Source organism: Roseibium sp. 10G30-5 (assembly GCF_055809635.1).
Window position 1 is genome coordinate 1,868,450 of record NZ_CM147918.1, and the last position, 14,334, is coordinate 1,882,783.

Below are 14,334 nucleotides of genomic sequence, written 5' to 3' on the forward strand. Positions count from 1 at the left end.
AGCCGATCTGCCTGTCAGACCGGGAAAACACCCCAAATGCCCCCTGATGCCGGTGTCTTGATGCAGTTAGATAGCTTTGAAATACGGTTTCAGGTTGACATTTTGGCCGTTTCACCCAATTTTCAGGGCGATCCCCCAGTCTCTGGAGCTTTCGGCAGAAACTTTTTTCTGAACCGGGCGTTCTATCAGAGATAGGGTACAGAAATCCGAATGTTTAACAATATGGGAGATAGCGACCATTCGCCGTCCGTTCCGCGCCCCGCCTCCTACCAAGGATGGCCCACGCACCAACCAAGAAATTCGCGTTCGCGAAGTTCAGTTGATTGATCACGAAGGTAGCAACCGCGGGATCATATCGACAGATGAGGCTATGCAAATCGCAGGAGATGCTGGCCTTGATCTCGTAGAAATTCAACCGAACGCACAGCCCCCGGTTTGCAAGATTCTGGACTATGGCCGGTACAAGTACCAGGCTCAGAAGAAAGCTGCCGAGACGCGCAAGAAGCAGAAGACTGTCGAGATCAAAGAGATCAAGATGCGTCCGAACATCGACACCCACGATTACGAGGTGAAGATGAAGAACATGCTTCGCTTCTTCAACGAAGGCGACAAGGTTAAAGTCACCTTGCGTTTTCGTGGGCGTGAAATGGCCCACCAGAACCTCGGCATGGAGTTGCTCAACCGGGTCAAGGACGAAACGTCCGAGATCGCCAAGGTTGAATCCAATCCGAAACTGGAAGGCCGTCAGATGGTCATGGTTCTTTCGCCGATCAAAGCCTGATCGACGGAGACCACTGAAACGCGAAACCCCGCTTCAAGCGGGGTTTTTTGTGTCTGCCCTGCCAGAAGGCCGCCCCCAAGCCTTCACTGCTATAAAACGCGCCTGAAGCCGCGTCGCCATAACACCGCAGCTAGTCGACCGATGCCCAGCCGCCGGACGTTTCCGACGCAAAAAGTGCATCCAGTGCCTTCATATTGGCAACGGCGTCCTCGATGCCGAAGGGCAACGGGCTTTCACCGCGCACCGCCCGGGCAAACACATCGGCCTGTTCTGCATATTGATCACTTGCAGCAATGATCTCCGGACGCGCTGACAGATCCGAGTGGCAGGTTCCTGCATCAATCGAAATTGCCACTTCTTCGCCCTGAGGGGCATTGAAGGGAATATTGATTTCCAGACGCGCCTTGGTGCCAAAGAGATGCAGGCGTTGATACGGCACCAACTGGGTCGACACGGTGAAATCCAGACGCCGCCCCTGCCCGAAGTCCAGCAACGCACTGGTCAGCCGATCTGTCTGAAACGCAGGATCGCGCTCGATCAAGCTCATGACACGCTGCGGCTCGGCCTCGAAGAAATAACGCCCGGCGACCAACGGATAACAGCCGATGTCCAGCAAGGCCCCGCCGCCGATGTCCGGGTTGTTGCGAATATTGTCCGACGCGTCATTGTAATAGCTGAAGAACGACTGGATCGCGCGCAGGTCGCCAAGACCACCACTGCGCACAATTTCGCGAGCCCGCAGCCACTGTGGGTGCGCCCGCACCATGAAAGCTTCCGCAACCAACCGGTCTTTCGGCAATTCCAGCAAGGCGCTGGCGTCTGCCGCCGTCAGCCCGATAGGTTTTTCGCACAGCACATGCTTGCCTGCCTTCACGGCCTGAATGGTCAGCGGCACGTGCATATGGTTTGGCAAGGGATTGTAGATCGCATCGATCTCCGGATCTGCCAAAAGCTCCTCATAAGAGCCGTAAGCCGTGTCGATGCTGCATGTCGATGCCGCTTGCCGCGCCCGCTCCAGATCGCGCGAGGCGATCGCAACCACCTTGCCGGTCGTGGACCTATTGATGCCCGGGATCACCTTCTCAAGCCCGATCCCTAGCAGTTGAGAGCACTCCCCAGCGCAACGGTTCACTTCCGGCCATGATCATTCTCCGTCTGTTGAAATCGCGTCGTTCTCACCGGGCCTGGCGACCCGAAAGCCGAGCAGGCTCTCCGACAAATCATTGAATGAGAATGCAGATCCGTGAAACAGAGGCAAGGGGGCAGCAGTCAAACAAATGTGTGCAGGCCCAACAAAGCACACTTTTGCCGGGCATTCCGCGGGAGATGACCGAGAATTCAGTAACTTTCAGGCACATACAGCTCGTCAGGCAGTACCTTACGCTCGTAATCCGGGTTGGACACCCGCTCAGGTAACTGGATCTTGGTGTGCGGTATGTCCTCATATGGCAGCAATGACAGGAAGTGGTTGATGCAATTCAACCGCGCACGCTTCTTGTCATTGCCCGGAACAATGAACCACGGAGCTTCTGGAATATTTGTGCGCTCGAACATGGCTTCCTTCGCCAGGGTATAATCTTCCCAGCGCACCCGCGATTCCAGATCCATGGCACTGAGCTTCCACTGCTTCAAAGGATCGTGAATCCGCATCAGAAAGCGCAGTTGCTGCTCTTCATCCGTGATCGAAAACCAGTATTTCACCAGTCGCACGCCAGAGCGTACCAACATCCGCTCAAACTCGGGCACATCATGAAAAAATTCTTCGACCTGTCCATCGTTGGCAAACCCCATGACCCGCTCCACCCCGGCGCGGTTGTACATAGAGAGCGGTCAAAAAGCACGATCTCTCCGGCAGCAGGCAGATGCGGCACATACCGCTGAAAATACCATTGGGTTTTTTCGCGCTCACTGGGGGCAGACAGGGCCACGACCCGGCAAACACGTGGATTGAGCCGCTGTGTGATACGCTTGATGACACCGCCCTTGCCTGCGGCATCACGCCCTTCGAAAAGCACCACGATTTTCTCGCCGGTGTGCTGCACCCAGTCTTGCAGCTTCACCAGCTCTGCCTGCAACCGCAGCAGTTCGTGAAAATAGACCTTGCGATCAAGCGTGGACGTGTGGCGCTTGTGCGAAATGAAAGCAAGCTCGCGGGAGATGAGATCATCGTCGATCTCCATTTCCAGCTCTTCATCCAAACCGTCGAGCCACTCCTCCTCGACCCAGCTCCGCTCACCATCTTTCGTCATTCGCCCAAGCTCCTTCAGATACAAACACGCTCATTCGCCGTGCAAAACCCCGAAGGTGCCTGCAAGCGACATATCGCGCAAGACGCGACTGTCCCCTGATCGTTTGACAGATGAATGACATCGGCGAGATTATGCGAACCGGCACAGATCCAAGATCCGGAAAACAAAACTTTCTCTTGGGTCTTCAGGCGATCTGCTGTCGATACTTGCGGACAGTTTCTGCAATCCGGGCCACATCTGCGCCATTTCCGCCGGTGGTCGCTTTCTTGCTGTCGAGCTTGCCGTACATACGCTCGCGCAACTTGCGGATCTTCTGCTTTTGGCGCTCGCTGAGGCCTTCTGGCAATTTCAAACCTGCCCGGTCAATCTCCACCAGCACCCGTTGCAGGTTGGGAATAGCCTCACAGGACACCGCCAGCTCAGAGCGATCTCTGGCAGTAAAGATCAACGTCGTGGTCTCTTCACGGCTGCTGAGAAGCGCCACGCGCTTGCGATGTGCCGGGGTAAGGAGCCCCGCCAGAGATCCCAATGGCCCAGCTGCTTTCAACTTGCAAACGCGCACCTCCAGAAGTTCAGTGTACCGGAATCGCCCTCGCAATCCGAATTCGCTGATCTCGAAGCCATTGCCGAAAAATCGGATCCACGATGTCTCGTAATGCGCCGCAACCATGAAGGCCAGCAAACTGATGCTGGCAGGCACCAGCAGGCACAAGAAGGAAAGCCCCGCCAGGCCATCGCCATTGGCGGCTCCCAGAAAGGACACGATGATCAACGGAATGGCGATCATGAAGCCAATCGCATCAATCACCAGAACCGGGAACATCCCGTCAGGACGCAGCGCGCCCTTCGGCAAGCGCGGCTTTGGGATCAGCACGTAAATGGCAACGGCCGCAGCAAGACAGAAAAAGCCACTGAACAGGGACATGAACGTAAAGACCCCCACGCTCCCCAGAACCACAAGTCCAGTCGGCACCAGACGCCTTACCAACTCAAGACGAGCTGCTTTTCCCAACTGCCCCTCCTCGGTTCCACGCAGATCGAACCCACACAGTGATTCGTCTATCAGAATGCGAACTTGAAAAATGGTCAAGCACTGTCACTTTCCACGTGACAAACGATCCCCCACGAAAGCTGTTCCGACTTTTCTTTTCGCTTGGTAAGCAAGCAGTTAACGAGCAGATGCTGATAGGCACCAACATCGAACTCGGCATAAAACGGGGAACTGACCATCCGTCAAAAATGTCAGGAATATTTGAGAGCAACATGCAGTTGGACGCAGTTGCCACGTATGGAACAAGACAATGGTATGTCGCCTACACAAGCCGCGTCCGGAGCATTTGTGGACTTTTTAAAAAGCACGCATTTGGCGTGACGGTTCATCGACAAGACTATTGTTAGAAATGCAGAGGCTGATTGAGACGCTTCAGCGCAACTTATTCTTGACCCACACCTGACGCACATCGCGACCTGAAACACACGCCACTCTTATGGGCAGAGGCGGTCGTGCGCGAGGCAGCGGGCGAATCCATCGTCTTGTCTGAACATTTGTGGGAAGCAGCGGCAGAACTGACCGACGTGCGGCTGATCGAGGATGCCTTCGCGGCGGCCCTGGGCGACTGGTTCGCGGATAAGGCCGGGTGCCGTCTCAATGGATAGCCTGAATCTCCTTCTCAGCTTCGATGGGGGAGGCGCCTGTCGCCTATCGAGGTGTAGCAGATCAAGGCAGAAATGGATCGCTTGGGATGGGAAGAAAAAACCCACCGACTGCATGATCTGTCGCAGCGCGAAAAGACACAGCGGCGGGGATTCGCAAGGGGCCACCTGACGAGCGCAAAACGGAATGGCTTGCTCGGCGCGTCGAGCACGGCGTTATCACACTGTTCCGCATCGATGACCCTGCACGATGCGCTTGCGTATGTAACCTGTAACCCCAACACAAGCCCGGCAACCTATTGCGGCCTGCGCTCGGCAGGGGCAGTACACCACTCCTCCTACCCACTTCGAAGCTTTTCGACCTTAAGTTACAGTTACAAGCTACAGCTCCGGCAAGCTCCCGCTGGCGCTGCACTTGGGTGTGGTGTATGCCAGCGGTGCAGCGATGCCCCTCCGAGCCGCCTCAGACGCCCGAGGAGGGCGGTTTGGCAACTTGTCGGCTTTGCGGTTTTATGCCTGCTTGCCGTGATAGTGTGCCTCAGACGTGCTCTGAGCGCCAGCGCAGTGGGGTTATGTACGACGGGCTGGGTTTTGCGGCGCGTGACGGTCGCGGTGGATCGAGTAGACCAGTTTTCCGGTGAAGCCGTGGGCGGCTTACTTCAAGTCAATCCGCATGCACATTAACAGCGCGATCAGACCGAGGACGGAGGCGGGCGGGACGATCAGCCAAAGCATTTTCATCCAGTCCGATAGCGACTGGTATGTGTCGAAGAAATCCTGCCAGAAGTTGTAGGGTTCCATTGCTCTGACGCTCAAATATCCAACTAGATTGTGACTTATAGTGTGCATTCAAATGCAAGATAACGCCAGCACATTCTTGGCGTTGTTACTTATAGTATGTAGACTAAAAAGTCACATCACCCATCTTATGCCGCCATGGACTCGCGGCAGGTGGTTGGCAGAAACGTAAGACGTATTCGGGAGGAGCTAGGCTTATCCCTGGAACAGCTTGCTTTTGAGACTGAGCTGCACCGGACCTATATCAGCGGTGTCGAACGTGGGGTCAGGAATCCGACTGTCCTAGTGATCGATCGCTTGGCAAAGGCGCTGAAGGTTCCATCTCACATACTTCTTATGGTCGGGGATGAATCGCGCTAGCCTTCCTGCCCGAGTATTGCATTTATGGGCAAATTTATAATGAGCCACAACAGAATACCACCTCAATTTATTCAGTACGCGGCTGACATATTGGCCGAAACGGATGGTGGGCTGACCGGTCCAAATATCGTGAAAGCTACGACGGCCTATGCCGTGGAGTATGACGTTGATATTCCCCACGCTTCGTATCCACTTGACGCGCCGAACAAGAGAACGGCTCTTTATGAAAACGTCATGCGCTTTGAACCGGCTCAACAATATCGAATAATCAAAGAACTATGTGATCATCACGCATTTAAGGGGCAAAACGAAAAAGCCCGTAGGGAACTTAAAATAAAGCTAGTCACCCGCTATCGACATCTGGCGGATGAGGATCAATTGTCGGAAATCAGTGAAACTCTCATTGAGGAAACACGACATTGGTTGGATGACCATCAAAGTGTATTGTCACTCTATAATGATGCGCTTCAAAAATATGACGCGGGCATCTTCCACCGCAATTTGCTGGATGATTTGAGGCTAGCGCTAGAGAAACTGCTGCAATCGGTTTTCGGTAACTCAAAGTCTCTTGAAAACCAAATTAGTTTCATCGGCGCATACATAAAGCAGCGAGCTGGATCGAAGGAGCTCTCAAATATGTTTGTGAAGCTAGTCGACTACTACGCGAGCTATCAGAATAGCTACGTGAAGCATGACGATGCGATAATTGAGGAAGAAATCGAATTTGTATTCGAGATCACCTCATCGTTCATGAAGCATCTGATCAGGCTAAGTTCTGTAGAGGTTCCAGATGGCTAAAGCTTGGAAACTCAGAGACTAATATGCTGGTTGTTCAAAGATTTGGTGGTGCCGCCTACGTGACTCGAACACGTGACCCCCGCATTACGAATGCGATGCTCTACCAACTGAGCTAAGGCGGCATATTGCAGGTCGACAGGATCGACCGCATTCACAAAATCAGTTGTGATGCGCCGCTTGATAACCGACGCCTCGCTTTGATGCAAGCCCCTTGTTGCCATCCTGTTGATGACTTTGCGCGGCGCCTTGCCGACAGCCCGGCATTCCTGCGAAACCAGCGCTGTCGGCAAAGCGGAACAGAGCAATGCTCCGGGTGGTCAGTTCAGAAATCGCGGGCGCGGCGGCCCCTCTCCTGCGTCCTGATCATCTTCTGCCTGATCCTCAACGCCCGGATCATCCGGCATCCGGGGCAGATTGAAGGAAATCGGCCCTTTCAGACTGCTCTTGTGAACGCCTGTGCCGCCATCCTCATGGACGGCAGTCGCCTCATCATCTTCACTGAAATCAGTCTCATCGACGGTGACGGAATAGACCGGTTTCTTTGGCATATCAGGGGTTGTCTTGCCACCCGCCTGCGCTGCATCGGTCTTTGAGGACGCTGTGGTCTTCGCAGAGCGTTCGGCCTCGGCGGCATCCTTCGCGGCCACGGCACGCGCGGCGGGTGCCGGATCAGCAGCAGGGTCAACCGTCACTGGCTTCGCCTTTGACACGACCTTGGCTTCCCCCACGATGTCGGTCTTTTCAGCCCCTTTCGATGGCGTAGCAGCGGTTTGCGCATTTGGCATAGGCGTTGATGTCGACGCAGAAGACGCAGCAGCGCCAGAAGGCATGGACAGAGACACGCCCTGATCCGCCATCGGCGCCGTATCCCATTCGCCCGCAACATCCGGTCCAATATCAACAACCGTCAAGACAGGCACATCAAACATGGCCTCATCCAGAACGACGGCGTCTCCACGCTCAAGACCAACCGGGGTAACCCATTCGAAGGCATCAAGACGCCCGGAGACGGGCGACACAGGCTGCCAGTCGCGCGACAGAATACCATCGGCAACCCAAGCCTTGTCTTGCGGCGAGTTGACAGCTCTCGCCAGCCACTCCTGCATCCGGCCCCGATCATCGTATTCAGCCTCTTCCAATTCAGCCATCATCAGAAAAGCACTTTGCACAGGCTCGGTCTTGAGAACGGCCTTCAGCTCCTCGCGTGCCAGTCCGAATTCCTTGGCATCCAGCGCAGCGCGGGCCACACCAAGTCCACCGACCTGCACGTCCTTGCGCAGGCTGACAAGATAGCGCACGCGCTTCAAACGCTCCGTTGCGCTGTCGCCAATGCGGGCATGGGCATAAGTTTCGATGAGATCGGGGTGCGAGGTCATCTTCCAGGTGGTTTCAAGGACCTTGGACGCCTTGCGATACTCGCTATGGCGGGTGGCCAGACGCGAGGCCACGACGGCTGCCGGCACAAGATCCCGCGCAAGTCCATGCGCTTCCTTGGCCAGACCGTAGGCGCGATCCGGATCCGTGTTTTCGATCTGCTGCGCCAGCGCAGTCAGCACAACGGCACGCTGGCGGCGATAGGTCTTCTTGTCCAGAAGTTTGGCCGTATAGTTTCGTTCAAGCGTGCGAAGCGCTTCCTCCCACTTGTCATAGACCGCCTGATAGCCGAGCAATGCCCGACCCGCCCATTCCAGACCGGGTCGTTCGCGCAGGGCCTCTTCTGCATAATGATGTGCGGCAACCGGCTCTTCGAGACGCTCTGCTTCGATGAACAGCCCATGCAGACCAACACTGCGGGTCGCATCATCCGACAACATCGCTTCGAACCGCTCACGCGCCTCCTCATCCCGCCCGGCCAATTGCGCCGATTGGGCAAGCAGCAACTTCGTCGCAGGCTCGCTTCTGAGAAGCTTGTCGGCATCCTGACCATAGCGCCGTGCTAGCCCGGCATCGCCGCTGCCCAGCGCCAGAAGCCCTTGCGACAAGGCCTTATACCCCCTGTCCTTACGGCGCTTTTGAAAGAACCGGCTGGTCAGCCCCGGCGACTTGACGATGGCCACCAACAGCCAGATGGCCGCGAGAAAGACCAAAAGTGCCAGACCAACCAGAACGACAAGCACGATGGGAGGTTTTTCCCAAATGTACCCCTGCCAGCTTATGGTCACGACACCCGGAATATCCGCGAGCCAGGAAAAGCCCAGCGCGACCAGGAAAAGAACACCAAAAAAGATCAGGACACGGATCATTCCGCCAGCTCCCAACAGATCACGACCGAAATCGGACAAAAGGTCTGTTCGATTTTCGGCACCATGCACCGAGCCTTCGAACACAAGATCAAACTTGCCGGCACCCCGGCAAACACGACCTGAATGATGATCTTCAGAGAAAGGTCATCATTCGATGAAAATTCATTTCTGCTTGCGAGACAACTCGCTCAACACTTCGTCAGAAGCCTGCTGCATCAATTGGTTGGCCTCCACACGCGCTTTTGCCTGACGCGCCCAATCCGCCCCGGCATCCTGAGCGGCTTGCGGCAATTGATCATAGGCTTGCAGAGCGGCTGCAAGGTCACCTTTGCCGACAGCATTTTCCATACGGCGCAACACGGCCTGAGGGCTCTTGCCATCCGAAGAGCCTGGACCGCGCACAGCCACCATGGACCGCGCGCCAGACACCAGACTGTGCCAGACATCGCCGTCCGATTTGGGCTGCGAGAAGGCCGAGAACATCTTGTCTGCCACCTTGGGGAATTCGGCAATCAGAACGGAATCCGGCACAAGTCCCGTTTTGGCGTGAGATTCCAGCGCCGACATATCGAGATTGTCCGGCAAGCCTGCCTTCACCGCCGTCAGTTCGTTCTCATAGGAGCGACCAGAATCCACCGCCGACTTCAATGCGGATACGGACAGAGCGCGCGCAGCGACTTCACGCGCCGTCGCATCCCCCATGGTCGCCTCAACCTTTGCCAGACGCGTCGACAGGCTGTCCATCTTGGACTTGACCGACTGCAATCCGTTCTGCGTGGTACTCATATCCGAAGAAATGGTCTGCAAAGTCTGGCTTTCGCGGGCCTGCGCATCCGTCAGGGTTTTCAGGGATGCATTGGACGCCGCCAGTGCCGATTGCGCTCCCTCGCTCTGGGTTTTCAGATCCGCGACCTGCCCTTTCAAAGCGCTCAGATCGTTTTTGAGATCATCAGACACACTGGCGTTGGCGGCCGTCTTCTCCACGGCGCTCACACGGTTCGAGAGAGCAGCAAACTTGTCTTGCAATTGAGAGATCTGCTGATCTGAGGCCCCATCGGTCGCAGCGTCACCACTGTCCGTCGTCGAGGTCATCTTTTGATCGAGAGCTGCGAGTTGCGATTTCAAATCCGCATTGCTGGCAGACAAATCCGATAGCTTCTGCTGAAGACTGCTGATCTGCGCCGCATCTCCCGCACCCGTTGATTGCGACACGGTGAAAGGTCCCAGAAGCTTGGCGGAGTAAAGACCATATCCGCCCCCAAGCACGACAAGCCCACCGAAAATCGCCGCAGCAAGAACCCCCACCGGGCCAATGCCACCCGAAGGGGCAGGGTCCGAATTGGAGAACGCACTGGAGCGCTGATCTTTCGATCCGCCCCCATTGCCGCTGCCCCCGGATGACGGGGAAGACGTGCCCGCCGACGTTTTGCCACCGGCACTTGAGGCAGAGGCTCCCCCGGTTGTGACTTTTGGATCTGCGGCAGCTGTCGATTTTGACGCCGCAGACGAGGATGGCACAGAGGCAGACGCCTTACTTGGCTCCCGGTCTCGATTGGCCGCTGTCGCAGACAACCGTTCGACAGACTTTGCCGCATCTTCTGAAAGCTGGCCCGCAGTCTTGCGCTCTGACTTGGAGCCTGACGAATCGGAGGAGGCTTTTGCAGTAGACGCAGCCGCGGGAGAGGCCGAAGACGGCGACGCTGAAGATGAACCTTTTGCGTCATTGCCAGTCAGATCAGACCCTGCCGTCTTGGCACTTGCGGTCGCCGATGCGGAGGAATTGGGCGACGCGCCAGCCTGTGCAGTGCCGGACGACGCCGCACTGCTCGAGCCTGCCTTGGTGGCAGACTCCTTCGGCGGCACTTTATCGGCCTTTAAATCAATTGTCACAGACCGCTTGGCCTTGGGATTGGCTGTTGAGGGGGCCGCAGGAGACGCCTTTTCACGGGCATCCTTGGCGCCATTGCCAGATGCCGATGCCTGCGATCCGGATTGTGTGCTCCCAGGCTTGTCGTTTTCGGTCGCCATCAAAATTCCCTCAATTTGTAAAACCGGAATGACCCGAAACCTGCGGTCAGACAGCATCCACTATACACGTTTGACCGCCGTGCAGAACCCGTCACACCATCGACGCTGCCCTGCCGCGTCTGCTGCCTCACCCGCACTTTGACAGAAGCGACAAGAGGCTTCGTTCGCTCGGGTGATCACTGACATGCTGCTCGCCAAGACCGGACAGAGGCTCAAGACATCTTTCAGACATGCCAAAAAGGCGCAGATATGGCCAGCGATGCTGCAAGCCACTGTTTTCCATCAACGTTCGAAACACCCTTGCGGTTCTGCGCGAATACAAAAGAATATCGCAAAGCTGCCCGGATCGCAGGTCGTCAACGATAGCCTCTGGCAACACCGTCACCGCTTGCATGGCATAAACGTCCCAAGTGACGCAGCCTATAGCGCGGCTTTCCAACGCGCCCGCCAGATCTCCGGAGCGATCTCGTGCAGCAACATAGGCAACTTTCGCTATGTTTTGATCATGCGCAATGAGCTGTGCCAAGGCGTTCACATCTGCGTTAGCGGATATCACCCTCTCAAAGCCTGCTGCCTCCATTGCGGCGGCCGTCCGCGCGCCCACCGCAAAGACCGGCAAGCGTCGAAGATCATTGATCTGAGAATGCACCAGCAAGGGCCGCACGACCCTCTGGCTCGTCACCGCAAGGGCTGACACGCCATCAAGGTCAAATCGGTCTGGCGCAATGTCTTTCAAGGTCAGCAATGGAGCCTGACGCGCCTCAATACCCAGCCCAAGCAATTCCTTGCAGGTCTGCTCGGCCTCAGGCAGCGGGCGCGTCACCAGAACCCTCAACGCTATCCCTCCAGAAAATTTGGCCCTGCCAGATCCTTGAGTGCCACACCGGCGTCGTGGCCAATGGCCTCAGCATCCTGCGCAAGGCCATGTCGCTCGATCTCGTGAGCCACCGATCCATCTGGCTTCAAGACGATACCGCGAAAATGCAGCTTATCGCCGTCCACCTCGGCAAGCCCGCCGATTGGCGTTTTGCAGGAGCCATCCAGCACCGCCAGAAAAGCCCGCTCCGCGCTCAACTGAAATTCGGTTTCTCTGTCGCTGATGGCTCTGAGCAGCTTGAGCGTCGCCTCATCATCAACGCGACTTTCAATGCCAATAGCTCCTTGGCCGACAGCGGGAAGAAAGGTCTCGGTATCGAGCAGACACGTGACTTCCCCTTCCATTCCCAACCGTTTCAGCCCGGCAAAGGCCAACAACGTTGCATCGACCTCGCCTTCAGCCAGCTTGCGCAAACGGGTTTGCAGGTTTCCGCGATACGTCACCACCTCAATGTCCGGGCGCAAGCGCTTGATCATCGCCTGTCGACGCAGCGAGGCCGACCCCACCACCGCATTGAGCGGCAGATCCAGCAATGTGTTGGCTTTAGGCGAGATGAACGCATCGCGCGCATCTTCGCGCGGCAGAAAAGCTGTCAGCGCCAGTCCATCCGGCAAAACCGTTGGCATGTCCTTGGAGGAATGCACGGCAATATCCAGACTGCCATCCAGCAGCCCGTCCTCAATTTCCTTGGTGAAGAGCCCCTTGCCCCCAACCTCGGACAAGGCCCGGTCCTGAATGCGATCTCCCGATGTCCTGATGACAACAATTTCGAAAGCCTCTTCGGCCAGCCCATGCGCCTGCATCAGGCGATTGCGGGTTTCCTGTGCCTGTGCCAGCGCAAGAGGACTGCCACGGGTTCCGATTCGCAAAGGTTCCGATTGCAACAAACAAGCTCCTGATGTTAGGCCGCAGACCACTGAAGAAACAGGGGACATATTCTGTCCCAGATGATAGGTACTTATGCAGCTTTGGCCAGTGCAGCAAATAAAATGACCTCAGAAAAATGCGAAAGCGACAGTTTGTCGCTCACGGTCTTAGGGATCGAAACCAGTTGTGACGAGACCGCTGCAGCCGTGGTCCGCACAGCTGCAAAGCCTCAAATCCTGTCGAATGTCGTTCACTCGCAAATCGATGAGCACACCGAATTCGGCGGCGTGGTTCCTGAGATTGCGGCACGCGCGCACATTGAGGTTCTGGACCGGATCGTACGCGAGGCAATGGGACAGGCAAATTGCACCTGGGACGACATTGATGCCGTTGCTGCAACTGCCGGACCCGGCCTGATCGGCGGCGTGATCGTGGGACTGATGACAGCAAAGGCAATCGCCTTGGCTGCCAACAAGCCACTGATTGCCGTCAATCATCTGGAAGGCCATGCGCTGACTGCCCGCCTCACCGATGATCTCGATTTTCCCTATCTATTACTGCTGGTATCCGGTGGTCACAGCCAGTTCCTGTTGGTCGAAGGCGTTGGGCGCTATGAGCGTCTCGGCTCTACAATTGATGATGCCATCGGCGAGGCCTTCGACAAGACCGCCAAGCTGCTCGGCCTGCCCTATCCCGGCGGCCCGGCGGTGGAACGTATGGCGGCAAAAGGCGACCCCAGCCGGTTCAAGATGCCACGTCCGCTGATGGATCGGCCCGGTCTGGATATGTCCTTCGCCGGTCTCAAAACCGCGCTGAGAACCTAGGCCAAGAAAATGGAACCAGTGGACGAACAGACCATTGCCGACCTCTGCGCCGGATTTCAGCTTGCCGTGACCGATGTTCTTGCTCGACGCACCAGGACGGCCTTTGACGTCTTTCAGGCTCGTTTTCCCGGCCTCAAACCGACCATCGTGGTGGCTGGGGGCGTGGCCGCCAACAGCCAGATCCGGGCCGCACTGACCTAGGCCGCAGAGGCTGCCAACGCGCGGTTTGTCGCTCCACCAATGGCACTGTGCACCGACAACGCCGCCATGATCGCGTGGGCAGGCATCGAGCGCATGGCGCTTGGCCCGATCGACGATCAACACGTCGCACCGCGCCCCCGCTGGCCGCTGGACGAACGCGCCGGCCAACTGCTTGGCGCGGGAAAAAAGGGGGCCAAGGTCTGACGACCGGCACTGCACAACGAGAGCCATGCGTTTGACGACAGGGCGGTTTCCCATGGCCCTCAGACTTGCTACTGAAGAAGCACCAGTTAAACGGATTCGAGGAGTTCCGATGATCAAGCACAAAGCCTACGTCTACCTGACGTGTGGATCTGAGCTGCTCGTTTTTGACGAACCGGAGACCCCGAACAGCCAGTTTCAGGTGCCCGGTGGAACAATCGATCCCGGTGAAAGCTACCTGATCGGTGCAAGGCGTGAATTTGAGGAAGAAACCGGCATTGCCCCGACATTCGCCCTCGATCTGTTTGCAGAGTTCAATCTTGATTTCGACCGCATGATCCGGGATGGCGAGTTGGTCAACCTGCCCGCCCGCCCCTTGGAAGGGCGTCATTTGCGCAAGTGTTATCATGTTCAACTGGCCGAGAAGCCCGCCGACACCTTGGCAGCACTATGA

Annotated in this window: 11 protein-coding genes, 1 tRNA gene and 2 pseudogenes; 6 read left to right on the forward strand and 8 right to left on the reverse strand. The window is 56.7% G+C overall.

The window, feature by feature from the left end; all coding sequences use genetic code 11:
* The first annotated feature begins 238 nt into the window (after positions 1-238).
* A complete protein-coding gene (gene infC / locus AC0L7U_RS09450) occupies positions 239-781 on the forward strand; it encodes a translation initiation factor IF-3 (RefSeq protein ID WP_473695739.1) in 543 nt (180 codons plus the stop codon).
* A gap of 130 nt (positions 782-911) precedes the next feature.
* On the opposite strand, the gene AC0L7U_RS09455 is transcribed toward infC, so the two are convergent.
* The 3 genes and pseudogenes from AC0L7U_RS09455 to AC0L7U_RS09465 all read right to left on the reverse strand — a co-directional run bounded on the left by AC0L7U_RS09455 (position 912) and on the right by AC0L7U_RS09465 (position 4,120).
* Complete coding sequence (locus AC0L7U_RS09455; protein ID WP_473695583.1) at positions 912-1,823, reverse strand: Gfo/Idh/MocA family protein; 912 nt, start codon at positions 1,821-1,823, stop codon at positions 912-914.
* A 296-nt stretch (positions 1,824-2,119) separates the two neighbouring features.
* A pseudogene (gene ppk2 / locus AC0L7U_RS09460) lies at positions 2,120-3,030 on the reverse strand (polyphosphate kinase 2).
* A 184-nt stretch (positions 3,031-3,214) separates the two neighbouring features.
* The gene (locus tag AC0L7U_RS09465; RefSeq protein WP_473690191.1) at positions 3,215-4,120 is read right to left on the reverse strand and encodes a hypothetical protein; all 906 of its coding nucleotides are present in this window, start codon (positions 4,118-4,120) and stop codon (positions 3,215-3,217) included.
* Between the two features lie 413 nt (positions 4,121-4,533).
* Between AC0L7U_RS09465 and AC0L7U_RS09470 the strand changes: the two genes are divergently transcribed.
* The 3 genes from AC0L7U_RS09470 to AC0L7U_RS09480 all read left to right on the forward strand — a co-directional run bounded on the left by AC0L7U_RS09470 (position 4,534) and on the right by AC0L7U_RS09480 (position 6,639).
* Positions 4,534-4,686 (forward strand): hypothetical protein, encoded by a 153-nt coding sequence (locus AC0L7U_RS09470; RefSeq protein WP_473690193.1) that lies wholly within the window; start codon positions 4,534-4,536, stop codon positions 4,684-4,686.
* Between the two features lie 933 nt (positions 4,687-5,619).
* On the forward strand, positions 5,620-5,841 hold the full coding sequence (locus AC0L7U_RS09475; RefSeq protein WP_473690195.1) for a helix-turn-helix domain-containing protein: 222 nt from the start codon (positions 5,620-5,622) through the stop codon (positions 5,839-5,841).
* A 39-nt stretch (positions 5,842-5,880) separates the two neighbouring features.
* Positions 5,881-6,639, forward strand: coding sequence for a hypothetical protein (locus AC0L7U_RS09480; RefSeq protein WP_473690197.1), 759 nt, complete (start codon positions 5,881-5,883; stop codon positions 6,637-6,639).
* A 46-nt stretch (positions 6,640-6,685) separates the two neighbouring features.
* Here AC0L7U_RS09480 and AC0L7U_RS09485 read toward each other — a convergent pair.
* From AC0L7U_RS09485 to hemC, 5 genes are all read right to left on the reverse strand, one after another.
* Positions 6,686-6,761: transfer RNA gene (locus AC0L7U_RS09485), tRNA-Thr, on the reverse strand.
* A gap of 195 nt (positions 6,762-6,956) precedes the next feature.
* Positions 6,957-8,882, reverse strand: a complete 1,926-nt coding sequence (locus tag AC0L7U_RS09490; protein WP_473690199.1) for a heme biosynthesis HemY N-terminal domain-containing protein — start codon at positions 8,880-8,882, stop codon at positions 6,957-6,959.
* A 162-nt stretch (positions 8,883-9,044) separates the two neighbouring features.
* Positions 9,045-10,910, reverse strand: a complete 1,866-nt coding sequence (locus AC0L7U_RS09495; protein WP_473690201.1) for a COG4223 family protein — start codon at positions 10,908-10,910, stop codon at positions 9,045-9,047.
* Between the two features lie 127 nt (positions 10,911-11,037).
* Positions 11,038-11,733 (reverse strand): uroporphyrinogen-III synthase, encoded by a 696-nt coding sequence (locus tag AC0L7U_RS09500; protein WP_473690203.1) that lies wholly within the window; start codon positions 11,731-11,733, stop codon positions 11,038-11,040.
* Between the two features lie 14 nt (positions 11,734-11,747).
* Positions 11,748-12,671 (reverse strand): hydroxymethylbilane synthase, encoded by a 924-nt coding sequence (gene hemC, locus AC0L7U_RS09505; RefSeq protein WP_473690205.1) that lies wholly within the window; start codon positions 12,669-12,671, stop codon positions 11,748-11,750.
* A gap of 105 nt (positions 12,672-12,776) precedes the next feature.
* On the opposite strand from hemC, the pseudogene tsaD reads away from it, so the two are divergent.
* Positions 12,777-13,883, forward strand: a pseudogene (gene tsaD / locus AC0L7U_RS09510) (tRNA (adenosine(37)-N6)-threonylcarbamoyltransferase complex transferase subunit TsaD).
* A 109-nt stretch (positions 13,884-13,992) separates the two neighbouring features.
* Positions 13,993-14,334 (forward strand): NUDIX domain-containing protein, encoded by a 342-nt coding sequence (locus AC0L7U_RS09515; protein ID WP_473690207.1) that lies wholly within the window; start codon positions 13,993-13,995, stop codon positions 14,332-14,334.

Bases quoted from the DNA above. Each gene is read 5' to 3' on its own strand.
- AC0L7U_RS09475 (WP_473690195.1), top strand. From the start codon at position 5,620: ATGGACTCGCGGCAGGTGGTTGGCAGAAACGTAAGACGTATTCGGGAG.
- AC0L7U_RS09480 (WP_473690197.1), top strand. From the start codon at position 5,881: ATGAGCCACAACAGAATACCACCTCAATTTATTCAGTACGCGGCTGAC.
- AC0L7U_RS09490 (WP_473690199.1), bottom strand. From the start codon at position 8,882: ATGATCCGTGTCCTGATCTTTTTTGGTGTTCTTTTCCTGGTCGCGCTG.
- AC0L7U_RS09495 (WP_473690201.1), bottom strand. From the start codon at position 10,910: ATGGCGACCGAAAACGACAAGCCTGGGAGCACACAATCCGGATCGCAG.
- AC0L7U_RS09515 (WP_473690207.1), top strand. From the start codon at position 13,993: ATGATCAAGCACAAAGCCTACGTCTACCTGACGTGTGGATCTGAGCTG.